This is a genomic window from Neisseria sp. 23W00296 (genome assembly GCF_044772855.1).
GTDB lineage: Bacteria > Pseudomonadota > Gammaproteobacteria > Burkholderiales > Neisseriaceae > Neisseria.
This window is the reverse complement of record NZ_CP173024.1, coordinates 1,306,627-1,329,436: the sequence shown is the minus strand read 5'-3', so window position 1 is coordinate 1,329,436 and position 22,810 is coordinate 1,306,627. Positions and strand designations below refer to the sequence as shown.

19 protein-coding genes and 1 other RNA gene are annotated in these 22,810 nt (G+C 59.0%); 8 read left to right on the top strand and 12 right to left on the bottom strand.

Features of this window, described 5'->3' with window-relative positions; translation table 11 throughout:
* The first annotated feature begins 81 nt into the window (after nucleotides 1-81).
* From ACG2K1_RS06590 to ACG2K1_RS06565, 6 genes are all read left to right on the top strand, one after another.
* On the top strand, nucleotides 82-849 hold the full coding sequence (locus tag ACG2K1_RS06590; RefSeq protein WP_395428546.1) for a DUF6796 family protein: 768 nt from the start codon (nucleotides 82-84) through the stop codon (nucleotides 847-849).
* A 272-nt stretch (nucleotides 850-1,121) separates the two neighbouring features.
* Entirely contained in the window at nucleotides 1,122-3,182 is a 2,061-nt protein-coding gene (locus ACG2K1_RS06585) for a TonB-dependent receptor domain-containing protein (RefSeq protein ID WP_009426632.1), read from the top strand.
* A gap of 132 nt (nucleotides 3,183-3,314) precedes the next feature.
* Nucleotides 3,315-4,697 (top strand): UDP-N-acetylmuramate:L-alanyl-gamma-D-glutamyl-meso-diaminopimelate ligase, encoded by a 1,383-nt coding sequence (mpl, locus tag ACG2K1_RS06580; RefSeq protein WP_395428545.1) that lies wholly within the window; start codon nucleotides 3,315-3,317, stop codon nucleotides 4,695-4,697.
* A gap of 112 nt (nucleotides 4,698-4,809) precedes the next feature.
* The gene (locus ACG2K1_RS06575; RefSeq protein WP_395428544.1) at nucleotides 4,810-5,052 is read left to right on the top strand and encodes an AbrB/MazE/SpoVT family DNA-binding domain-containing protein; all 243 of its coding nucleotides are present in this window, start codon (nucleotides 4,810-4,812) and stop codon (nucleotides 5,050-5,052) included.
* Entirely contained in the window at nucleotides 5,052-5,399 is a 348-nt protein-coding gene (locus tag ACG2K1_RS06570; RefSeq protein WP_009426635.1) for a type II toxin-antitoxin system PemK/MazF family toxin, read from the top strand. Before ACG2K1_RS06575 ends, ACG2K1_RS06570 begins: the two co-directional genes overlap by 1 nt.
* A gap of 67 nt (nucleotides 5,400-5,466) precedes the next feature.
* A complete protein-coding gene (locus tag ACG2K1_RS06565; protein WP_395428543.1) occupies nucleotides 5,467-6,093 on the top strand; it encodes an NAD(P)H-hydrate epimerase in 627 nt (208 codons plus the stop codon).
* Between the two features lie 80 nt (nucleotides 6,094-6,173).
* Here ACG2K1_RS06565 and ACG2K1_RS06560 read toward each other — a convergent pair whose 3' ends face one another.
* From ACG2K1_RS06560 to ACG2K1_RS06515, 10 genes are all read right to left on the bottom strand, one after another.
* Entirely contained in the window at nucleotides 6,174-6,671 is a 498-nt protein-coding gene (locus tag ACG2K1_RS06560) for a YbjQ family protein (RefSeq protein WP_395428542.1), read from the bottom strand.
* Between the two features lie 9 nt (nucleotides 6,672-6,680).
* Nucleotides 6,681-6,998: a YbjQ family protein gene (locus tag ACG2K1_RS06555; protein ID WP_009426638.1), complete on the bottom strand. Its 318-nt coding sequence runs from the start codon at nucleotides 6,996-6,998 to the stop codon at nucleotides 6,681-6,683.
* Nucleotides 6,999-7,069: 71 nt separating this feature from the next.
* Nucleotides 7,070-7,726, bottom strand: a complete 657-nt coding sequence (locus tag ACG2K1_RS06550; protein WP_009426639.1) for a 1-acyl-sn-glycerol-3-phosphate acyltransferase — start codon at nucleotides 7,724-7,726, stop codon at nucleotides 7,070-7,072.
* Between the two features lie 21 nt (nucleotides 7,727-7,747).
* Nucleotides 7,748-9,016 (bottom strand): RsmB/NOP family class I SAM-dependent RNA methyltransferase, encoded by a 1,269-nt coding sequence (locus ACG2K1_RS06545; RefSeq protein WP_395428541.1) that lies wholly within the window; start codon nucleotides 9,014-9,016, stop codon nucleotides 7,748-7,750.
* Nucleotides 9,017-9,117: 101 nt separating this feature from the next.
* Complete coding sequence (locus ACG2K1_RS06540; protein WP_051040451.1) at nucleotides 9,118-9,636, bottom strand: C40 family peptidase; 519 nt, start codon at nucleotides 9,634-9,636, stop codon at nucleotides 9,118-9,120.
* A gap of 59 nt (nucleotides 9,637-9,695) precedes the next feature.
* Nucleotides 9,696-9,995: a hypothetical protein gene (locus ACG2K1_RS06535; RefSeq protein ID WP_009426642.1), complete on the bottom strand. Its 300-nt coding sequence runs from the start codon at nucleotides 9,993-9,995 to the stop codon at nucleotides 9,696-9,698.
* Between the two features lie 117 nt (nucleotides 9,996-10,112).
* Nucleotides 10,113-10,604 (bottom strand): hypothetical protein, encoded by a 492-nt coding sequence (locus tag ACG2K1_RS06530; RefSeq protein WP_009426643.1) that lies wholly within the window; start codon nucleotides 10,602-10,604, stop codon nucleotides 10,113-10,115.
* Nucleotides 10,605-10,863: 259 nt separating this feature from the next.
* A complete protein-coding gene (locus ACG2K1_RS06525) occupies nucleotides 10,864-11,154 on the bottom strand; it encodes a hypothetical protein (RefSeq protein WP_009426645.1) in 291 nt (96 codons plus the stop codon).
* A gap of 61 nt (nucleotides 11,155-11,215) precedes the next feature.
* Nucleotides 11,216-11,746 carry a membrane integrity-associated transporter subunit PqiC gene (locus ACG2K1_RS06520; RefSeq protein ID WP_009426646.1) on the bottom strand — a complete coding sequence of 177 codons (531 nt, stop codon included), beginning with the start codon at nucleotides 11,744-11,746 and terminating at the stop codon, nucleotides 11,216-11,218.
* Nucleotides 11,747-12,086: 340 nt separating this feature from the next.
* Nucleotides 12,087-15,938, bottom strand: coding sequence for a DUF3683 domain-containing protein (locus tag ACG2K1_RS06515; protein ID WP_395428540.1), 3,852 nt, complete (start codon nucleotides 15,936-15,938; stop codon nucleotides 12,087-12,089).
* Nucleotides 15,939-16,132: 194 nt separating this feature from the next.
* Here ACG2K1_RS06515 and ffs point away from each other — a divergent pair.
* An RNA gene (ffs, locus tag ACG2K1_RS06510) (signal recognition particle sRNA small type) lies at nucleotides 16,133-16,229 on the top strand.
* Nucleotides 16,230-16,448: 219 nt separating this feature from the next.
* Here ffs and ACG2K1_RS06505 read toward each other — a convergent pair.
* A complete protein-coding gene (locus tag ACG2K1_RS06505; RefSeq protein WP_395428539.1) occupies nucleotides 16,449-17,912 on the bottom strand; it encodes a surface lipoprotein assembly modifier in 1,464 nt (487 codons plus the stop codon).
* A gap of 93 nt (nucleotides 17,913-18,005) precedes the next feature.
* Nucleotides 18,006-18,932, bottom strand: coding sequence for a Slam-dependent surface lipoprotein (locus ACG2K1_RS06500; RefSeq protein WP_395428538.1), 927 nt, complete (start codon nucleotides 18,930-18,932; stop codon nucleotides 18,006-18,008).
* A 547-nt stretch (nucleotides 18,933-19,479) separates the two neighbouring features.
* Here ACG2K1_RS06500 and ACG2K1_RS06495 point away from each other — a divergent pair.
* Nucleotides 19,480-22,758, top strand: coding sequence for a TonB-dependent receptor domain-containing protein (locus ACG2K1_RS06495; RefSeq protein WP_395428537.1), 3,279 nt, complete (start codon nucleotides 19,480-19,482; stop codon nucleotides 22,756-22,758).
* The last annotated feature ends 52 nt before the right edge of the window (nucleotides 22,759-22,810 follow it).

The window sequence follows — 22,810 nt, the reverse complement described above, 5'->3', positions numbered from 1 at the left end:
TGAAACGGAACGGCGTTTGAGGCCGTCTGAAACCGTTTTTCAGACGGCCTCAAACGGCTGGCAAACGAAAAGGAGGATGCCATGGGCAAAACAGATGCGGCGGCCGAAGCGGAAAGGCCGTCTGAAAAACGCGGCGGCCATGCCGTTGCCACGCAGCCGCTGCTGGCGGCGGGCGCGTTGGCGGCGGTCTGCTGGGCGGCGGCGGATATGCTGCTGGTGGGCTTTGTGCCCGCGCCGGAAAAATATCCGCTGCTGTCGCAAACGCTGGCGGCGGATTTGGATGGAAAAGCGGATTTGGCCTTGCTGATGCTGGACGGTTCGCCCGAACGGCTGTTTTGGGGCGTATTGCCCGCCACGTTCTCTGTGGCACTGTATCTGGCCGCCGCTTTCGGAGTGTACCGGCTGATGCGGCGGGGCAGGGCGGCGGCGTGCTGTTTTGCGCTGTTGTTTGCGGCTTACGCGCTCTCGCCGCTGGGGCATGCGGGTTTTTACTATCTGGGTATGTCGGCGCAGACGCTGCCGAATGCCGCGCCTGCCGACCATGCGCTGCTGCTGGCGCAGTTTGCCGCTTTCTACCGTATGCTCGCCGTCCATTGGTGGGCTTCTGTGGGCTGCGCGGCGGCGGCATTTCTGATTCTGCTGGTGCAGACCCTGCGCGGGCAAACCAGCCTGCCGCGGCGGGCGGCATGGTTCAACCCGCTGCCTGTCGGGGCGCTGATTGCCGTTTTGTGCAGCCTGTTTCCCCAATCCGTTGCCGCGGCAGCCGTCGGCGGCGCAACTTTCAATCTGGCGCAGCTGGCGTTTTTCCTGTCGGCGCTGTTTTGTCTGCGGCGGCAAAAGGCCGTCTGAAAGCCAAGCTTCAACGAAGTTAAAACAAAGCAGCGGGCTTTCGAGTTCGTTGAGACTGCGTTTCAGACGGCCTTAAAAGCGTATCTGACGCATTTCTTAAAACAAACAGTACAAACGATAACAAATTTTAGTTATAATCATGGCGTACGTTGGGATTTGCTGCCCAAACCCGACGTTCTTTTTCCGTTTTTAATCATCTTTTTCTTATTTTTAAAACATTTCCGGCGGCCTCTGCCTTGCCGTCCGGCCTCAAATTCAAGGAGTTTTGCCTTATGCAGACAAACCCCCGCTTCCCCCATTTCTCCCTCAGCCTGATCACGCTCGCCCTGTGCAGCGGTTTTGCCCAAGCAGCCGACGGCGATGCCTCGCAGGAGGCTTCCGGCCTCGAAACCGTGCACGTGCGCGGCCAAGGCGTATCGGCCACCCACCGCGTGAACACCCGCAGCATCGACGAGAGCACCGCCACCGACATGAAAGACGTGCTCTCCGCCGAACCCGCTGTCAGCTTCGGCGGCGGCAACGGCACATCGCAATGGGTCACCATCCGCGGCATGGGTCAGGATCAAATCGATGTGAAAGTGGACGACACCTATTCCGACACCCAGCTTTTCCACCATAACGGCCGCTTCCTGTTCGATCCCGCGCTGGTGAAAGTGATCGGCGTGCAAAAAGGCACGGGCTCGGCCTCTGCGGGCATCGGCGCGACCAGCGGCGCGGTGATTGCACAAACCATTGATGCCAAAGATTTATTGCGCGATGGTCAAGATTTCGGCTTTAAAGTCAACGCCGGCGTGTCCAGCAACAAAGGCTGGAACAGAGGCTTCTCCGCCTACGGCCGCGCGGGCGGCTTCGATGCCGTTGTTGCCGCCAACTGGGTTACCGAAAAAGACTACAAACCGGGCAAAGGCTACGCGCCCCACGACCACAGCAGCCGCGTGCACAACAGCGCCCTCGGCCAACGCGGCCTGTTGGGCAAAATCAGCTACAACTTCAACGAAGACCACCGCCTCACCTTGAGCCACCGTCAGGAAAAAACCTACGGTACACGTGCCCTGCGCGAAGAGTTTGACTTCTCCCAAGCCTGTAAAACACGCGGACGCGGCGGCCCGATTATCTACAATCCCGACGGCAGCTGCGTACCCGACACCGAAAACAACAGCCCGATATACCGCACGCTGACCCACGACACCACCAACCTGGAATACCTCGGCCACAACATCGGCTTCATCAGCCAAGCCCAGGCCAACGTGTACCGCAAAGTGATGAACCGAGACGAAGCCAGCGGCAGCCAATACGAGCTGGATGCCAAAGTGCGCACCACCGGCGCCAACCTCAAACTCGACAGCCGCCTGTTTGACCGCCACACCCTCAAATACGGCATCAACTGGCGCCATCAGGAAGCCGAGCCGCGCACATTAAAAGCCGGTCTCAACCAAGAGAAAAAAACCGATACCGGCTTCTATCTCGAAGGTATTTGGGACATCGAACCCGTCACCCTCACCACCGGCCTGCGTTACGACCGCTTCAACGCCACCTTCTCCAACGGCAAAGCGTCCGGCCACAACGTCAACCCCAGCATCGGCGCGATTTACGACATCACGCCCGAACTCTCGCTCAACGCCAGCCTGAACTACGCCAGCCGCAGCCCGCGCCTGACCGAAGTTGCCCTTTCCGGCGGCCGCTATTCCCACATAAGCGGCGATTTGAAAGCCGAACGCTCGCGCAATGCCGAAGTCGGCGTGAAATACAACTGGAACAACGCCCTCTCGCTGAATGCCAGCTACTTCAACCAGCAGATTAAAGACGTTCAGGCTGTAAAAAACCTACCCACGAAAGACCATTACCTTTACTACAACGGCGGCACGCTGAAAAACAGCGGCTACGAACTGGGCGCGGCCTACCGCTGGCAGGGTCTCACCGCCCGCGCCGCCATGGCCTACAACAAGCCGAAAATGGACGGCGCCAGCCTCGACTCCATCGTCACCGCCATCCCGATGGGACGCACCTGGACAACAGGCCTCTCCTACCGCTTCGAGCGTCCGAATCTGGAAATCGGCTGGCGCGGCCGCTACGTTCAGAAATCGGTTTACGACACCGGCACCAGCCAGCGCGGCTCGGGCGGCACCAACACAGTGCGCGCGGGCTACGGCGTCAACGACATCTTCGCCAACTGGAAGCCCACCGGCAAAGACAACCTGAACGTCAACTTTGCCGTCAACAACGTCGGTAACAAACTGTATAAACCGCACAGCCAGCGCAGCAGCGCCCGCGACGGCTCGTCGCTGCCCGAAGTCGGCCGCGACTTCCGCCTGAGCGTGAACTACAAGTTCTGATTGTAAACACGCCCTAGGGCATAGAGGCCGTCTGAAAAGTGCTCCGCCGCTTTTCAGACGGCCTTTTTTCAGACGACCTCCCCAACAAACGCTTGGGCTATAATCCGCCCTTTTCCATCCGGCAGAACCACCATGAAACACATCCACATTATCGGCATCGGCGGCACATTTATGGGCGGCGTGGCCGCGATTGCCAAAGAGGCGGGCTACAGAGTCAGCGGTTGCGACGCGAAAATGTATCCGCCGATGAGCACCCAGCTTGAAGCCTTGGGCATAGACGTACATGAAGGTTTCGACGCGGCGCAGTTGCAGCAGTATCCGGCCGATATGTATGTGATCGGCAACGTGGCCAAGCGCGGCATGGACGTGGTGGAAGCCATTTTGAACCGGGGTTTGCCCTACACATCCGGCCCGCAATGGCTGGCGGAAAACGTGTTGCACAAGCATTGGGTGCTGGCCGTGGCCGGTACGCACGGCAAAACCACCACCGCCTCGATGCTTGCGTGGGTACTCGAATTTGCCGGACTCGCGCCGGGCTTTCTTATCGGCGGCGTGCCGGAAAATTTCAGCGTATCCGCCCGCCTGCCGCAAACGCCGCGCCAAGACCCGCATTCCAAATCGCCGTTTTTCGTGATTGAGGCCGACGAATACGACACCGCCTTTTTCGACAAACGCTCCAAATTCGTCCACTACCGCCCGCGCACGGCCGTGTTGAACAACCTCGAATACGACCACGCCGACATCTTCCCCGACCTGGCCGCGATTCAAACCCAGTTTCACCATCTTGTCCGCACCATTCCTTCAGACGGCCTGATTGCCGCCAACGGCCGCGAACAAAGCCTGCGCGACACGCTCGACAAAGGCTGCTGGACACCCGTGGAAACCTTCGGCACGGCCGACGGCTGGCAGGTGGGCGAAGTGTTTGACGGCGGCGCGTTTGACGTGTTGTTCCAAGGCAAAAAGGCCGGACACATCGCGTGGAACCTGATGGGCGAACACAACCGCATGAACGCGCTGGCCGTGATTGCCGCCGCCCGCCACGCCGGCGTGGACGTTCAGACGGCCTGCGCAGCCCTGAGCGCGTTTAAAAACGTGAAGCGGCGCATGGAAATCAAAGGCGAAGCAAACGGCGTAACCGTGTACGACGATTTCGCCCACCACCCCACCGCCATCGCAACCACCGTGGCCGGTTTGCGCCAGCGTATCGGCAGCGCAAGGATTCTGGCCGTGCTCGAGCCGCGTTCCAACACCATGAAACTCGGCACGATGAAAGCCGCGCTGCCCGCGAGCCTCGCCGAAGCCGACCAAGTGTTCTGCTACGCCGGCGGCGTGGACTGGGACGTGGCCGCAGCCCTCGCCCCGCTGGGCGGCAAGCTGCACGTTGGCAAAGATTTTGACGCATTCGTCGCCGAAATCGCCCGCAACGCCAAACAGGGCGACCATATTTTGGTGATGAGCAACGGCGGCTTCGGCGGCATACACGGCAGGCTGCTGGAAGCGTTGAAACAAGATTAGACACGGCAAAGGCCGTCTGAAAGCCGCGAAGGGTTTTCAGACGGCCTTTTTGATTGACGGCCGGTTAAGATGTTTCTACAATGTATCTACTCATTTGAAAAGGAACATTATCATGTTGAGATTGCAAAAATGGGGCAACAGCGCGGCCGTGCGCCTGCCTGCCGAAATGCTGAAACAGCTTGGCATGAAAATCGGCGACAGTTTGGAAACCGAAATCCGCGACAACGAACTGATTCTCAGAGCCGTGAGCCGTCCGCGCTACCAACTGGCCGATTTGCTGGCCGAAATGCAGCAGGAGCCGCCGCGCACAGAGGGCTGGGAAGCGATGCCAGATGCCGGTGAAGAGGTGTTGTGATGTACATTCCCGACCGTGGCGACATTTTCCATTTGGCGTTTGACCCCGCCGTCGGCAGCGAAATGAAAGGCGGCCATTACGCTCTGGCCTTATCGCCCAAAGCGTTCAACCGCGCCACCGGATTGGTGTTTGCCTGCCCGATTTCTCAGGGCGGCGCGATGCAGGCCAGAAGCAGCGGCATGGTTTCCACGCTGCTGGGCACGGGAACGGATACGCAGGGAAACGTCCATTGCCACCAACTCAAATCGCTGGACTGGAAAATCCGCCGCGCCACATTTAAAGAAACCGTACCCGATTATGTATTGGACGACGTATTGGCGCGTATCGGCGCAGTTTTGTTTGATTGACCGTCTGAAAGCCGCGAAGGGTTTTCAGACGGCCTTTCGCTTTACCGGCTTCACAAAGGAGAAACCCATGAAAATCTACACATCGCAACAAATGCGCGAGCGCGAGCAGGCTGCCGTGGATAAGGGTGCAACGTTTGAAGGACTGATGGAAAACGCGGGGCAAGCAGCTGCGGCGGATTTGCTGCGGCGGCTGCCCGAGGCGGGGCATGCACTGATTGTGTGCGGCAAGGGCAACAACGGTGGCGACGGCCTCGTTATCGCGCGGGTGTTGCAGGCGGCGGGCTGGTGCGCGGACATTGCGTTTGTAGCGGGCAGTGGTTTGTCGGAATTGGCCGAACTCAACCGCCGCCGTTTGCAAGGGTTGGCAAACATCGAAATTATCGCCGCTGACGAACTCGAAGGCCGTCTGAAAAGCGGTTACACGCTGATTATCGACGGCATTTTCGGCACGGGCTTTACCGGCGCGCTGCCCGCAAACATTGCCGCCGTCTGCCGCCTGCTGAACCGTTCAGACGGCCTCAAAGCCGCGCTCGACATCCCTACAGGTTTGAACTGCGACAGCGGCACGGCCGACAAAGACACCTTCCGCGCCGACATCACCTACGCCTTCGCCGCTTACAAACCCGCGCATTTGAGAGAAGCGGGCAGGGCATATTGCGGCGAAACCGTGTGTCTGGACATCGGCATAGACTGACAAGCTGTCTTGTCGGCAAATAACAGAGGCCGTCTGAAAGCCGAATCCGGGCTTTCAGACGGCCTTTCTGCCGCGTCGGCTCAGCGGGCGGTATTGCCTGCCGTGCCGTAGGCGAGGATTTCCACCGTGCCGACAAGACCTCCTTTGCTCTGATCGGTCGGCTGGGAAATGGTGACAGTGTCGATTTTGACGTTGCAGACGGTGTCCGCGCCGAGGGCGGCGGCTTTTTCTTTCAGGCGCAGCAGGGCTTCGCGGCGGGCGCGTTCGAGCAGGGTTTCGTACACGCCGATGCGGCCGCCGATAAGGTTGTGCAGCAGGGCGACGAGGTTGCGGAAGCTGTCGGAGGTGAGGACGACGCTGCCGCAGACGAGGCGGTCGGCGACGAAGGTTGGCGGCGGGTGTTTGACGGCGACAAGGGTGATGTGGCGCAAGCCGGCTTCGCGGCGTTCGAGGTCGGCGAGGTGTTTTTTTTCGTTGTGCCGGCCGGTGAAGAAGCTGACGGCTATCAGGATGAGGGGCACCCATATCGGCCAGGCGGCGAGGATGAGGGAGACGGTGCTGTTGTCGGGCTGGTTCACGGCGGCCTCCTAGTCTTCGATGACGACGGCGGTTCCGTAGGCGAAGATTTCCGCCGCACCGGCGGCAACGGAGGCGGTGGAGAAGCGGACGTTGACGACGGCGTTCGCGCCCATCTGCCGCGCCTGTTCGCTCATGCGGGCTATGGCTTCTTCGCGCGCTTCGTTCAGCAGCTCGGTATAGCCTTTGAGTTCGCCGCCGACGATGTTTTTCAGCCCGGCCATGATGTCGCGGCCGACGTGTTTGGCGCGGACGGTGGAGCCTTGCACGAGGCCGAGGTGGCGGACGATGGTGCGGCCGGGAACGGTTTCGATATTGGTGATCAGCATGGTCGGGGCTCTTTCTTTGCGGTTGGCAACAAAACGGGTCGGAGGCCGTCTGAAAAGGGTTTCCCTGCTTTTCAAACGGCCTTGGTGTCGGCGGGGGCGAGGGCGAGGAGGGCTTCGCGGCTGCGGGCAAGAAAGCTTTCTTTGTCTTCGTTGTCGTGCAGGCGCAGGGGGGAGCCGATGTGGACTTCGCACAGCAGGGGCACGGGGAGGATTTTGCCTTTGGGCAGGACGCGGCTGATGTTGTCTATCCAGATGGGGACGAGTTCGGTGTCGGGGCGGGCGCGGGCGAGGTGGTAGATGCCGGATTTGAAGGGGAGCAGGCGGGTTTGGTCGTCGGTGTTGCGCGTGCCTTCGGGAAAGAGGATGAGGGAGTCGCCCGCATCGAGGACGGCGGCCATTTGCTCGGTGATGTCCTGCGGGCGGCCGCTGTGGCGCGGGATGAGCAGGGCGTTGAAGACGTTGCGGATGATGAAGCGTTTCAGACGGCCTGTGAGCCAGTAGTCCGATCCGGCGACGGGGCGGGCGGCGGTGCGCCAACGGCGGGGCAGGGAAATCCATACGAGCATGAAGTCGCCGTGGCTGCCGTGATTGGCGTAGTAGATTTTGCGCTGCGGCGTGAAGTCGGGCAGGCGGGCGCTTTGCGGTTTGACGCCGGTGAGGAAGGAAACGGTAAGACAGAGCGCTTGGTCGGTGAGCCAGGCGGTCTGTTTTTTCAGGAAGGTTTTCATGGCGGGTTGCTTGCTTCGCTTTCAGACGGCCTCTTTGCGTTGGAAGGCGGCGGCGAAGAAGCCGTCGGTGTGGTGGGCGGCGGTGTTGAGGTGCAGGTAGCGGCCGGTGTCGAGAGGGACTTTTTGGGCGGCGAGCAGTTCGGCGCAGTCGAGCGGCTCGAAGTCGGGATGTTCGGCCAAAAAGCGTTCGGCCTGCCGCTCGTTTTCTTCGGGCAGGATGCTGCATGTGGCGTAGACGAGGCGGCCGCCGGGGGCGGTGAGTCCGGCGGCGGCGGCTAGGATGCTGTGCTGCTGCTGCACGAGTTTGGCGAGGGTGTCGGGCGACTGGCGGTATTTGAGGTCGGGGTTGCGGCGCAGTGTGCCGAGGCCGGAGCAGGGGGCGTCGACGAGGACGCGGTCGGCTTTGCCTTTCAGACGGCCTATGCGCGGGTCGTGTTCGCTGCCGATGCGCTCGGGATGGATGTTGGTGAGGCCGGCGCGGGTCATGCGCGGTTTGAGGTTGGCGAGGCGTTTTTCGGCGACGTCGAAGGCATAGATGCGGCCTTTGTTGGCTGTCATGGCGCCGATGGCGAGGGTTTTGCCGCCTGCGCCGGCGCAAAAGTCGACGACGATTTCGCCGCGTTTGGCGCCGAGGAGCAGGGCGATGAGCTGGCTGCCTTCGTCCTGTACTTCGAGTGTGCCGTCGAGAAAGAGGGGGTGGCCGTGCAGGGCGGTTTTGTCGTGCAGGCGGATGCACCAGGGGGAATAGGGTGCGGCTTCGGCTTTCAGGCCTTCTTCTTGCAGGGCGGCGAGCACTTTGTCGCGGCGGGCTTTGAGGGTGTTGACGCGCAGATCGAGCGGGGCGGGGCGGGCGGCGCTGCGGCCGAAGGCGAGGATGTCTTCGTCGGCAAAGCCGCTGCCGCGCAGGGTGTCGGTCAGCCATTGCGGCAGTTCGGCGGCGGTGTGGAGGCCGTCTGAAAACTCGGTTTTGCGGGCTTTGAGGGCGGCGAGAAAGGCTTTTTCTTCGGCACCGGCCAGTCCGTCGAGGCCGCTGATGTTGAAGCCGCGTCCGAGTACGAGGGCGGCGAGGACGGCTTTTTCGGGCTGCGCGTGCGGGCGGCGGAGGGCGGCGGCGATTTTCTGGTAGTGGCGCACGGCGGCGAAGACGGTTTCGGCGATTTCGCCGCGGTCTTGGCGGCCGAGTTTTTTGTGGGTGCGGAAGTAGGCGGAAACGGCGGCATCGGCGGGCTGGCGGAAGGTGAGGACTTCGGCCGAGAGCGCGGCGGCGTGTTTGAATTGTGCGGGGTTCATGGCGGTGGCGGCGGGGAATGAGGGGAATGAAAGGCGCGGATTATAACAAAAGGCCGTCTGAAAAACGGTTTCAGACGGTCTTTTGCGTTCGGGCGGTATGTTCAGAAGAACGTTCCTGCTTTGACAAAGCGTTTGGCGTAATAGGGCGTGCTCAGGCTTTCGGTCTGCACGCTGCTGCCGGAGCGCGGGGCGTGGAGGAAGCGGCCGTTGCCGATATACAGGCCGACGTGGGAGACGCCGCGGCCGGAGATGTTGAAAAACACCAGATCGCCCGTTTGCAGATCCTGCGTGCGGATGGTGCGGCTGGCGGCGGCCATGTCGCGCGAGCTGCGCGGCAGGCTGACGTCGATGGCGTTTTTGTAGACATACTGCACCATGCCGCTGCAATCGAAACCGCTGTCGCTGCTGCCGCCCCAACGGTAGGGCGTGCCGACCAGATCCATGCTGTGCAGCATCAGCTCCTGTCCGCCTGCGGTACGGCCGACATGGGTGATGCGGATGGTTTGGGCGCTGCGGGCGGGTTTGGTTTTGTGCGCGGTGGCGGCGGGTTTTCTGATGCCGCCGCAGGCTGCCAGTTGCAGCAGGGCGGCGCAGAGAAGGAGGCGGATGGCGGGTTTCACGGATGGGTTTCCAAAAACGGTTTCAGACGGCCTTTGTGCTGTTTGCGGCTGCGGGGCGTTTATTTTTCGCGCCACATCAGGTAGTCGCGCAGCGGCGGCACGGGCGGGTTGAGGCAGTGGGGGCAGATGCCGGTGACGTCTTCGTCGTCGTATTCTTCAATGTGCAGGGTGTTGGGGTCGAAACGTGCCTGTTGCATCACGGCCTGCGCCAGCGCCTGTTCCTGCACTACGTCGAAATCGAAGCGGCCGAGGATTTCGGCCAAAAGGGCGGTTTCGGCGGGGCTGAACGGCGCGCTGTGCGTTTCGATGATGCGGATGTAGTCGGCATTGCGGATTTTGTCGCGGAGCAGTTGCTGCATGGAGGGGCTTTCTGTGTGTGTTTGTGCCGTTTCAGACGGCCCGGGGGCTGTTGACATTCGGCTTGCGGGACGGTTTTTTGCCAAAAACGCCGCCGCAAGGCTGAATGTTAACAGCCCCTAAGAGAAGTCGGGCAGCTGCGCGGCGATGCGGCGGGCGTTTTCTATCGGGCCGAGGTCGCTGCCGCCGCAGGGCAGGGCGCAGTCGGCAACGGTGATGCCGCTGCCGTGCCGCCGCAGGCTCAAAACCGCCGTTGCGGGAACAAAGGGCAGGCCGCGGCGTTCGGCGAAGGCGGCGGCGCGGCGGTTGGCGGCGGCGAGGACGGAGCGGCGGCCGATGCCGATGTGGAAGGCGCGTACGCGCAAAACCAGGATGCGGGCGGCAAACCAGTCGGCTTCGTCGGCGAAGGTTTGCGGGCTGCGGCCGGAAAAATCGTGGCGCTCGGCAGCAATCAGCATGGCGGCGGCGCGGATTTGCGGCAGCAGGGCTTCGGCGGCGGCGTGGCCGCTTTGCGGCGGGAGGGCTGCGCCGAGCGCCTCTTCGGAGAGCAGGCAGCAGCGGTGCAGGATTTCGGTTGCGGCGGCGGGGCGGGTTTGTCGTACGGTTTGCATATCAGGCTCCTGAAAGTCTTTGGGTTTCAGACGGCCTGTAAAAGGGTTCGGATACAAGAAAGCCGCCTGTTCGGATGTGACTGGCGGCTTTTTTGCTGTTGCTTATTCGTTTTACGCAGACGCAAAAAGATACCGCACAGAGGTGCGATACCAACAGAAATAAACGGCTGAACGGATAAGCATGGTGTTTTCCCTTGGGGGCAGATGCGGAATAATGGCGCGGACTTTAAAACAGGCAGCGGGGATTGTCAACAAAATTTCAGAACGCGCCGAAATAATGGCAGATATAAAGAGCAAACAGCGCTAGGGGTAGGAAAAGGAGGGTGTTTTGCCGCGCCGCTTTCATATCGCCTTTCAAGCGGCTGCCGATGACGGCGAACAGCACGTATTTGAACAGGAAGGTACATTCGCAGGCCAGGATGATGCCGTTGATCAGGAAGCGGGTGTGTGTTTGTGCGGGAAAGAGGAGAAACCAGCCGATGGTGAGCAGCGGCAGAACAACGACGACGGCCGCACGCAGGGGCAGGGCGGATTTTTGCGGTTTGGACATAAGGTTTGGATGAGAAAAGGCGTTTCAGACGGCCTTACAGGCCGTCTGAAAGCGGGGGGGGTTAGCGGCCGTATACCTGCGCGGCAGCGGCAGAGATGCCCTGCGACAGGGATTCGAGCATGGCGGCGTAGCCGTTGCCCTGCTGCGGCGTTTCGGCACGGAAGCGGCGGCTGCCTTCGGGCGAGCGCACATAGCCTTCGACTACTGTGTGGCCGAGGTAGGTGCCTTGGAAGGCTTCGATATACACGGTAACGCGCTGCGCTGCGCTGCTTTGGTGGGCGGGAACGAAATAGCGCCGTGCATCGCCCATGCGGTTGAACTCGTTGGCAAAACGGGCGGCGGCGGCCTGTTCCAGCGGCTGCGCCCACAGATGGCTGCGTGCCGGTTCGAGGCGCAGGGCGTCGGACTGGTAGGCGGGGCCGCCGCTGCCGAGCGGTTCGGCCAGAACCACGCGCACGGCGGTTTCCGTTTTGCCTGCCGTGTGCTGCGGCATCTCGAAGCGGCTGTCAGGCAGGGTGTAATAGGCGGGCGGGGCGGAGGAACAGGCAGCCAGCAGCAGGGCGGCGGCCGGTGCGAAAAGGTATTTTTTCATGTGTGCGCTCGGTCGGAAAAAGAGGCGGCATTATATAGGAAAGGCGTGCGGTGGCAGGAAGATGTTGCGGGGCTTTGAGGCCGTCTGAAAAGCTTCAAACGGGATTTGAACTTCGTTTTCAGACGGCCTTGCTGTTGTTTGAAACAGTTGCAACCTCGTCCGTTTTCCATTTGGCGGGGTTTGTGTCGTTGCGGTTGTTTCTGCGGGGCAGCGGCACAAATGCAGTTCTGCGAACTGCCGCTCCACCCCGACCCTCCCCCGCGCTTGGGGCGCAGGGACGGGGGTAAAGGGCGCGGCGGGGTGGCGGTTTCAGACGGCCTTTTCGTACGTTTCAGACGGCCTACAACCTAATCTTCTCCACCCCGCCCGCGTTGGCTTTTTTGACAAACTCATCGAGCCAGTTTTCGCCCAAGATATGCCGTGCCATTTCGATAACGATGTAGTCGGCGGGCATATTGTTGTCGTCGGCGTAGCGGCTTAGACCCTGCAGGCAGGCGGGGCAGGTGGTGAGCATTTTTACCGGTTCGCCCTGCGGCAGCTGCTTGAGGTTTTTTTCGATTTCTTCCTGTTTGCGGAATTTGACCTGGGTGGCGATGTCGGGGCGTTTGACGGCGAACATGCCGCTTTCGCCGCAGCAGCGGTCGCTCAATACCACTTTTTGGCCGATGAGTTCGCTCGCCATTTGGGTGGCGTTCATGGTTTTAATCGGCGTGTGGCAGGGGTCGTGGTAGAGATACTGCTGGCCTTGCACGCCATTGAGTTTTACGCCTTTTTCCAACAGGTATTCGTGGATGTCGATGATGCGGCAGCCGGGGAAGATGTCTTCAAAACGGTATTTTTCGAGCTGGTCGTAGCAGGTGCCGCAACTGACGACAACGGTTTTGATGTCGAGATAATTCAGGGTGTTGGCCATGCGGTGGAAGGCGACGCGGTTGTCGGTGCTCATTTTGTCGGCGCGCTGGCGGTCGCCGCTGGCTTCCTGCGGATAGCCGCAGCACATATAGCCCGGCGGCAAAACGGTTTGCACGCCGACGTGCCAGAGCATGGCCTGCACGGCGAGGCCGATTTGGCTGAACAGCCGCTCCGAGCCGCAGCCGGGGAAGTAGAACACGGCTTCGGCGTCTTCCGCGCTTTGCGGATTGCGGATGATGGGGATGCTTTTGCTGTCTTCGATGCCGAGCATGGCGCGCGGGGTTTTGGCGGGTACGCTTTTGGGCAGCGGGCGGTTGATAAAGTGGATAACTTGTTCTTTAAGCGGCGCTTTGCCGACGGTGGCTTTGGGTTCGGCTTTTTGTTTTTTCGTACCCAAGGGCAGCAGTTTGCCGACTTTGTAGGCGAAGTGTTGGGCGGGGAAGCCGGTGCGTACCATGGCGGTGCGCAGGGCTTTGATGGCACGGGGGCTGGTGGCGTTGAGCAGGGCTTGGCCGACGGCGGCCACGGGCGTGGTGCGTTTGTGGCCGGCATCAGATAAGTAATTGCGCACGGCCACGGTTACGTCGCCGAAATCGATGTTGACCGGGCAGGGTTTGACGCAGCGGTGGCAGACGGTGCAGTGGTCGGCGATGTCGCCGAGTTCTTCAAAATGTTTCACCGAGATGCCGCGCCGCGTCTGCTCTTCGTATAAAAAGGCTTCGGTGAGCAGGCCGACACCGAGAATTTTGTTGCGCGGGCTGTAGAGCAGGTTGGCGCGGGGAACGTGGGTGGAGCAGACGGGCTTGCATTTACCGCAGCGCAGGCAGTCTTTGACCGATTCGGCGATGGTGCCGAGTTCGGATTTTTCCATAATCAGCGATTCCGCGCCGAGCAATTCAAATGACGGCGTGTAGGCGCGGCGCAGGTCGGAGCCTTTCATCAGTTTGTGGCGGTTGAAGCGGCCTTCTGGATCGACGCGCGCTTTGTAGTCCCAAAAGGGCTGCATTTCTTCGTCGGTGAGAAATTCGAGCTTGGTGATGCCGATACCGTGTTCGCCGGAAATCACGCCGTTCAGACGGCGTGCGATACGCATGATGCGCTCAACCGCGCGGTGGGCGGTTTGCAGCATTTCGTAGTCGTCTGAATTGACGGGGATATTGGTGTGGACGTTGCCGTCGCCCGCGTGCATGTGCAGGGCGACAAACACGCGGCCGCGCACGGTTTTGCTGTGGATTTTGCCCAGCGCGGCGTTGATTTTGGCGTCGGCCTTGCCGCTGAAAATATCGGCCAAGGGCTTCATCACATCGGTTTTCACCGACACACGCAGCCTGAAATCGCGAAAGGCGATAAAGCAGCTTTCGTCGTCGCGCGCTTCCGAAGCAGCCTGAACGGCATCGCCGAAGCGGTTTTTATACTCAGACAAGGGCGAGTCGAGATGATCGAGCAGCCATTGCCAGCGTTGCCGTACGGCTTCGACATGGGCAAGGGCGTGGCGGGCGCGATCGCCCAATAATTCGGCGCTGGGCAGGTCGGTGTCCATTTTGTCCACCGGCAGGCTGCCTGAAAGATATCGGATGAGCGCGTCGCACAGTTTGAGCTTGTTTTGAATCGACAATTCGATGTTGATGCGCTCGATGCCGTCTGAATACTCGCCCAGCCGTTCGAGCGGAATCACTACGTCTTCGTTGATTTTAAAGGCATTGGTGTGTTTGGCGATGGCGGCGGTGCGGCTGCGGTCGAGCCAGAAGGTTTTGCGTGCTTCGGGCGTAACGGCGATAAAGCCTTCGCCTTCGCGCGCGCGTGCCAGCTCGCAAATGCGCTCGGCGGCGGCGGATACGGCATCTTCGTCGTCGGACACGATGTCGGCCAGCAACACCATTTTCGGCCGCCCGCGTCCGGCGGCTTTGGTGGCGTAGCCGACGGCGCGCACATAACGCCAGTCCAAATGCTCCAAACCGGCCAGCCGCACGCTCTCGTGCCCCAGCAGGTAATCGCGGATTTCGACAATCGACGGCGTGGCTTTGGCCACCGTGCCGAAAAATTCCATGCACACCGTGCGCGTGTGTTTGGGCATGGTGTGCAGCACAAAGGCCACGCTGGTGATGATGCCGTCGGTGCCTTCTTTCTGCACGCCCGGCAGGCCGCTTAGGAATTTGTCGGTAACGTCTTTGCCCAAACCGACTTTGCGGAATTTGTGGCCGGGGATTTCCAGCCGCTCGGTTTTCACGGCTTTAAGGCCGTCTGAATCGAGCGTGTGCACGTCAAACACAGCGGTTTGTTCGTCGTGGATTTTGCCGAAATTGTGGCGCACGCGCTCGATGCGCAGCCATTCGCCCTGCGGGTTCACCATCTGCCAGTAGGCCAGATTATCCAGCGCCGTGCCCCACAACACGGCCTTTTTGCCGCCGGCGTTCATCGCCACATTGCCGCCCACGCAGGATGCGTCGGCCGAAGTCGGGTCAACGGCAAACACCAGCCCGGCCTGATGCGCGGTTTCTTCCACCCGCCGCGTTACCACGCCCGCGCCGCAATGGATAATCGGGTGTTTGCCCTCCAAACCGGCCAGCGGCACATACTGCACGCCGCCGTGCAAATCGAGTTTTTCGGTATTGATTACCGCGCTGTTGGCATCCAGCGGCACCGCTCCGCCGGTATAGCCCGTGCCTCCGCCGCGCGGAATAATCACCAAATCCAGCTCAATCAGCGCGCGCACCAGCGGCGCGACTTCGGCTTCGGTGTCGGGGTTGACGACAACGAAAGGATATTCCACGCGCCAGTCGGTAGCGTCGGTTACGTGCGTCACCCGCGCCAGCCCGTCAAACATAATATTGTGCGGCTTGGTGATTTTTGAGAGCCGCTGCAAGATGCGCTCGCGCTTGGCGCGGGTGTCGTCAAAACTTTCGTCAAAGCGTTTCACCGCCGCTTCGGCCGCCGCTACGAGCATGGCAACCTGCGGATTGTCGTCGCGCCGCTTGTGGATTTCGCCCAAGCGGTGGCGCATCTCGCCCACCAAAGCCGCGCGGCGCTTGGGGTGCGCCAGCAAATCATCCACCAGATACGGATTGCGCTCCACCACCCAAATATCGCCCAACACTTCAAACAGCATCCGCGCCGAGCGGCCGGTTTTGCGCTGCGCGCGCAAGTCTTCCAGCGTCTGCCAGGCTTCATTGCCCAACAGACGGATCACGATTTCGCGGTCGGTGTAGGAAGTATAGTTGTAGGGGATTTCGCGCATACGCGCGGGAGACGTTGCGGGAGGTGTGGCAAGGCTTGCGGTCATGGTTGTGTTCCGTGTTTTGGTATTGTTTTTATGCAAGAGGCCGTCTGAAAGCGGCAGTGCGTGTTTCGGCCGCAATGTAATGTAAATTTAACGCCGTTTCAAGTTGGAATGTAGACAATCCGGCGGCAGGCGGGCGCGGGAGAAAATCCGCTTGGTGTTTCACGACGGCGCGGTTATAATGCGCGGCTTCTTATGGCGGGTCTCCCCGCATGGCAACTTGGAACAACGGGTCAGGGGCGGAAGCCAGCAGCCCACTCCGACGAGCCAGTGCCGGGGGTCGGGCTCGCCGCCCTATTTGAAAAAGCCGCAGGTTTTGCCTGCGGCTTTTCGCTTGGTTTTCCGTAATGGATTGGGATGGGGAGGCCGTTTCCGCCTATGCGGGAATGACGTTTCTGAAAAGCCGCATTTCACGTTTTCAGACGGCCTCTTCGCTCAAACGAAAACGCTTGGAAGGCCGTCTGAAAAACGCGGAGCAGCGCTTTCAGACGGCCTCTATTATTGCCCGAACGCTTAAAAACGGTATTTCAAAGCCAGGGCGATTTCGTTTTGCTTGTAGGCAAACAGATCGGCATTGCTGCGGCCGACGGTGCGTTTGACGCGCAATTCGGGATAGATGTCTTTAAAGGAAAATTTCGACGCGCCAATGGCGGCGGTAAGGATGGTTTGGCGGTCGCGGCGTGCTTCGCCGGCGGTGAGATAGCTGCCGGCGTCGTAGCGGCTGAGGCGGTAGAGGGCGGCGGCGTTGAAGTAAACGCCGTTTTTAAACATTTTGTAGCCGCCGATGCGGGCGGTGTATTCCTTGCTGCGCGAGGCGGCGTAGGGGTATTTGCGGCGGGCGAGGTCTATGCCGCCGTAGAGGCCGAGGCCGTCTGAAAAGGTGTAGCCCAGCCCCGCGCCGCCGGTGTAGAGGGTGTAGTCGCTGTAATACTGCCGCTCCTGTTCGAGGTATTTCACCCGCTTGGCTTCGGCGCGGACGTTGAGCGACCATTTGGCCGTGAGGTTTTTTTCCCACGCGGCTTCCGCGCCCCATGCGCGGTAGCGGCTGCGGCCGCCGCGAAAGTAGTGTTCGAAATAGGGGGTAAACGTGAAATCGCTGTCGGCGGTGTTGTGTTCGTAGCCCGCGTAGAGGGCGGCGGTGTTTTCGCTGTACGGCTCGGGCGGCTCGGATTGGCTGTCGTCGCGGCGGTATTTCGTACCGTAGGAGAGCGGGCGCAGCAGCAGGTTGTGGTGGCCGCGCAGCGGGATTTTTTTCGCGGCAACGGCGCTGTATTGCCAAAACGGCGAACCGACGGGCGAGGGCAGGGTGCGGTAGCTGAAACACTGCCCCATAAACGAGCCGACACATTCGCGCTTGCCGTTGCCCTGATTGATGTTGTCGTTATAGCCGCCGCCTATGCTGATGCTGCCGTGCCAGCGGCGGCGTTTGTCGAGGATGTCGAGATAGCTTTGCACGGCTGCGCGGGTTTCAGACGGCATCTCTCCTTTCAATACTTCTTTGAACTGCGCCTGCGATTCGCGGTTTTGGTTGTCTTCGCCGTAGAGCCGCGCCAGCTCCAAACCGACGCGCACATCATCCGGCGCGGCTGCGTGTGCGGCTTTCATTTTTTTCAAAGCGGCGCCGACTTTGCCCTCGGCGCGTTCGGCCAAGCCTTCGGCCATCAGCGCCAGATGGGTTTTGTGTTCGGGCAGGCGGCGGTAGGCGGCGGCAAATTCGCGCACCTTGCCCCATTGGCGGCCGTCTATCGCGTAGTAAATGCCCAATTCCAAATCGCGGGCGGTGTGCGGCACGATATAGGTTTCGCCGTCGATTTCGATACTGCCGCTTCCGGAGTGGCCGTCTGAAAACGCCGCCGCGTCCTGTTGGCGGCGCATTTCCTTTTGCGCGCCGTCGAGCAGCATACGGGTATCGTCTTCGTCGGCCAGCGCGGCGGCGGGCAGGACAAGCAGGATAAGCGGCAGAAGGTGTTTTTTCATAGTGTCTCCCAATAACAGGGGAAACCGGACACGGAGTCCGGTTTCCCCTGTTCAAACCCATCATGATTTTGGAGTTTCTTTCAGACGGCCTTCTTACTGTTTGCGGCCGCCAAAGGCGATGTCGTCTTTACGGTCGGCTGTGCCGCGTGTGGCGATACCTGCCATCGCTTCCGCGCCCCTGCCGAAGAACTGGCCTTTCATGCCTTGGGCAGTATCTTCGAATTTGCCGGTACTGTTGGTAATCACAGCTTTGTCAAAGCTCAACCTGTCATTACCGCGGACAATCGCGCCGCTCATGCTGCCTGTCGGAGTCGTACCAAACTTGGCGGTTACTTTGCCGCGATAGAAGTCTTCTTTGCCGGGGGTGTGTTGGTTGATACCGACCACATCATAAGTAACATTGGCCAAGCCTTGGGTTCTGCCGGTCGGATTGTCGCCTGCAAACCAAACGGTGTGGTTGGGATCTTTCAAGCCGAGAGGATCTTCCTTGACGATGGTGTTATTTTTACGCGGCGCCCATTCGCCGAAGTACACGCCGCTGCCGTCAGACAGGTTTTTCACCTGGCCGATAACCAAGCCGCCGAATTTTGGTGCAATGGGCAGTCTGGGATCGGCAAGCTGGCGCACCGAATAAACATCAACATTTTGGGCACGTTTTTCATACCAAACACGACCCAAGGTATCATTGTTAAAGAAACCGAGAACAGGGTTGACATCCTTAATGGTCAGGTATTTTTCATGTGCTAAACCGTCTACGCTGGCAGTAAAGTTATTGCCGTTGATAGCGTTGCCGCTGTATTTTTTGTTGATATGTTTGACCGGGCCGTTGCCGATATTGATGTTGATGGAGCTTTTGTTAATTTTCAGCGAGGCTTTGCCAGCACCAAACGGAATGGCGGTAGACGCTTCATTAGTATTCACGTAATCGGAATTGGAAGACTCACCTGCCGGTTTGGCTGCCGCAAAAGCAGATACGGTTAAAACCAAAGTTGCGGCCAATACTTTTACTGAAGTATTCATAAGAATTTCCTTTACAAGTTAAAGGTCGGATAATCAAGCCGTCTTGCGGACGGGCTTGCGGCTGATATGCGCGTTGCGCAGAACTCGGCGGCGTGGTGTTTGTGTATTGGCGGCAGTCTTTCAGACGGCTTTTTTTATGTGTTTTATCGGGCGGATTTGTGAAATCCGCTTGTTTTTTGCTAAGAGCCTTCGGGCTGCCTGTCTGAATGGTTGCGGATGATAATTCCAATTATTCCATATTGCAAGCGGTTAATGGTAGAAATTGTGTAAAGATTAAATCATTGAAAAAATATTATATAAAATCCATCATTAATTGATTTAGAATATTGGGTGGATAGGTTGGTGGTAAAACTGCTTCTTTACGGAAGGCGTTTTCAGACGGCCTATATGTAAAGGCTATGATGCCGCCTTATCAAATCTTTGCAAATGCCGTACAATCTGCCGCCAAGCCGACACAGAGTGGCTTTTTTATTTCTACAAATCCCCAAAAAAACACAAACCGCTCCGCCTGTTTTTTAAAAACGCAAACAACATAAAGGAGCGAAAGATGAAAACCAACCGTCGCGTAAACACCCTCGCCGCCTGTCTCGGCCTGCTGTTCTGCATGCCCGAAGTCTGGGCGGCCGACAGTACGTTTGCTGAAAATACGTCCGAAAGCAACGCCCTCGATTCTGTTACCGTCCGCGCCAAACGCCTTACCCGTGATGAAAAAGGCGAAGCGCAGCAATACAGCAAAAATGTCTCCAATGCCTATCTCGGCAAAGAATATCTCGAACGCTACCAAACCGACGCCGCAGGCGATGTCCTCAAAGGGCTCAACGGTGTCTACAACATGAACACCCGCAACGCGGGCAGCGCGATTACACCGAGCATACGCGGCATTTCCGGTAAAGGCCGCATCCCCGTTACCATCGACGGCACAGAGCAGACTGTAGATGTATGGATGAACAACTACGGCATTGCCGACCGCAACTACGTTGATCCCGCCCTGTTTCGCAGCATTGCTGTGGAAAAAAGCCCGGCCATGACGCGCGGCGTCAAATCGGGCGTTGGCGGTTCGGTAGCGATTTCCACCATCGAAGCGGACGATATCGTGCCGGAAGGCGACAAATGGGGGATTCAAATCAAAGGCAGCTTTTCCGACAATACCGCCAAACCGCGCGTGGACAATCTGCAATATTTGGGTGTGGAAGACTATCGAACCATTCCAAACCGGCCAATCGCCGATGGTCCGAGCGGGCAGGTAGCGGGAACGGGGGAGATATATCAGGCTTTGGAATTTGATAATTATGTACCCCCGAGAAGCCGGAGCCACAAACTGTCCAATTTCAAGGGCGATCGTTCGGGACTGGTAGCTGCCGCCTTCAAAAGCCGTCTTTCAGACGGCCTTATTGCTTACAGCGACCGCAGCAAGGGCAATTATTTTTCCGGCAAACGCAGTGCGGGAGGCTATCTCTACAATCCCGTTTACGATTCCGACCATCCCGATTTCGGCAACACTTCCGCCACCATGATTCCCAATATGGCCAAGCTCTACCGCCCGGGCGAAGAGGTGTTCAACAGCAATGTCGAGAGCAAAACCCTGCTGCTGAAAAACAACTGGTATCTGCCGCACAACCAGAAAATCAGCCTCAGCCATATGCGCACCCGCGTCCGCTTCGGCGAAAACAACCCTTTTTATAATGCATTGGTGCTTGGATTCAGCGATGAATATAATTTTGTCGGCCAACAACCGCGCTATTATCCTATTCAAGGTCTGGATTCCCATATCCAAAGCAAAAGCTACAAACTGGGCTACGAATGGCAGCCGGAAAACAGCCGCTGGATAGACTTGCAGGCCAATGTTTGGCGTATCCGTACCGACAGCAGCCGCCACCAGAGCGGCGGCCCCGAATTGGGCGTTACCTATGGGGATACCAATTACGATAACTGGGTGCAATGTTTCATTCGCCATAAAACCCCCCAACGACTGACAGAACAGGGCATGACCTGCAACGACATACCGAAGGAAGAGCCGAAAGATCCTCCTCCCGTTCCCGGTGCATACCGCGTCAAATCCGGTGCTGAGCAGCGTACTTATGCCACTCGTTTCGGCGCCGACATCAGCAACCGTTTCCGCCTCAGCGACAAATTAAGCATGACTTTGTCGGGCAATATCCAATACGAAAAACTCGACGAAAAAACACAGATCTCCCATAACGACAAAGATTTCTTCGATATTATCGGCGCGGTCAGCACCGCTACCGCCATTGCGGGCCCGCGGGCGGGACGCCGCCACGAATGGGGAGCGGGTCTGGCCTTCGACTGGCAGCCGACCGGCCGTCTGAACATTCAGGCGGGCGTGCGCTATGAAAAATTCTGGGCGTTTGATGATGCCTTGGCCAAAGCGCGGCGTGAGAAGAAAGATCCGTTTTATTCTTCCGATATGCAAGGAGGAAAGCTTTCCACCGGTTATGTCGTCGGCGCAGAAGCACCCTATTACGAGCTGATAAGCAATAAAGAAGAGGCTGACGATATACGGCGGATTTTGCGGACATGGGATGAAACCCATGATCCGTACAAGGTTCAGGAGCTGCGCGACAGATTTAGAAACAAATACGGCTACGACTATGACGATGTAACCAATAAAAGCGGAAATATACAAGAGCCTATCAAAATCACCGACCGCAACGGGCAAGATTTGATAGGCCGCTACGACGGCGCGGTTTACCGCCTAAAATATGTCTACACGCCCTATGTCAACGGCCAATACCAGGGCCCGCTATTCCGCAAGGGCCAGTTTGACGAAAGGGCGGAAAATCCGCAGGGACTGGCCGGCAACTATTGGAAATATCTAAACGGAATGGCAACCAGAGGACAATACAACTATCTGGAAAGAAAAAATCAGGCGGATCTGGCAAGAAACCTGTCCGATGTTTACAAAAAACCGCAAACCGAAGAAGAAATCTGGCCGACGCCGCAACGCCTGACCGCCCACTCCTGGTCGCCGATGCTGGCCGTCAGCTACGATCTCACCGACAACGGCCGCCTGTTTGCCCGTTTCGCCCGCGCCACCCGCTTCCCCAGCATTTACGAAGCCACCACCACCAATGTCAACCTGCTGTATCCCCACTCTACCGAGTTTCACCTCAAACCCGAGCGCAGTACCAACTGGGAAATCGGCTATTCCTTCAACTTCGCCCCCTATGCCAAGCGGCTCAAAGCGGGCGACGTGCGCCTGACCTACTACAACAACACCATCAAAAACGCCATCGACATCACCGAAAACAAAAACCTCACCCAATACGACAAAAAGCAAAGCGCGGGCATCGAGCTGCAAAGCCGCCTCGACAGCGGCAGATGGTTTGCCGCCTTCGGCGCGAACTACCGCCTGCGCCAGCGCGTCTGCGACAAAACGACGGCGTGGAACTACGACGTCTACAACAACCGCATCCCCGAATGCATAGACGGCGGCTTCGGCGCCACCCGTTTCTACCAGACCATGCAGCCGAAATACTCGCTCAACCTCGATGTCGGCACACGCCGTCTGAACAACCGTTTGGAGCTCGGCATGCGCGGCATCTACCACAGCACCGTCAGCACCAAACAGCAGGACCAGCTGGCCGAACAGGGCTTGGCGCGCATTCTCGAAGCCACCGGCCGCCCCTACCACTGGCGCGCCGCGCTGGTGTTCGACATGTACGGCAAGTATCAGATAAGCAAAAACTTCGGCCTGAACTTCGGCATCACCAACCTCACCAACCGCTACTACCTCGACCCGATGTCCAACGTCCCCATCCCCGCCCCGGGACGGGCGGTAACCATTGGTTTTACGGGGAAATTCTAGGAGCGAAGAGGCTGTTCCTGCCTATGCGGGAATGACGTTTCTGAAAAGCCGC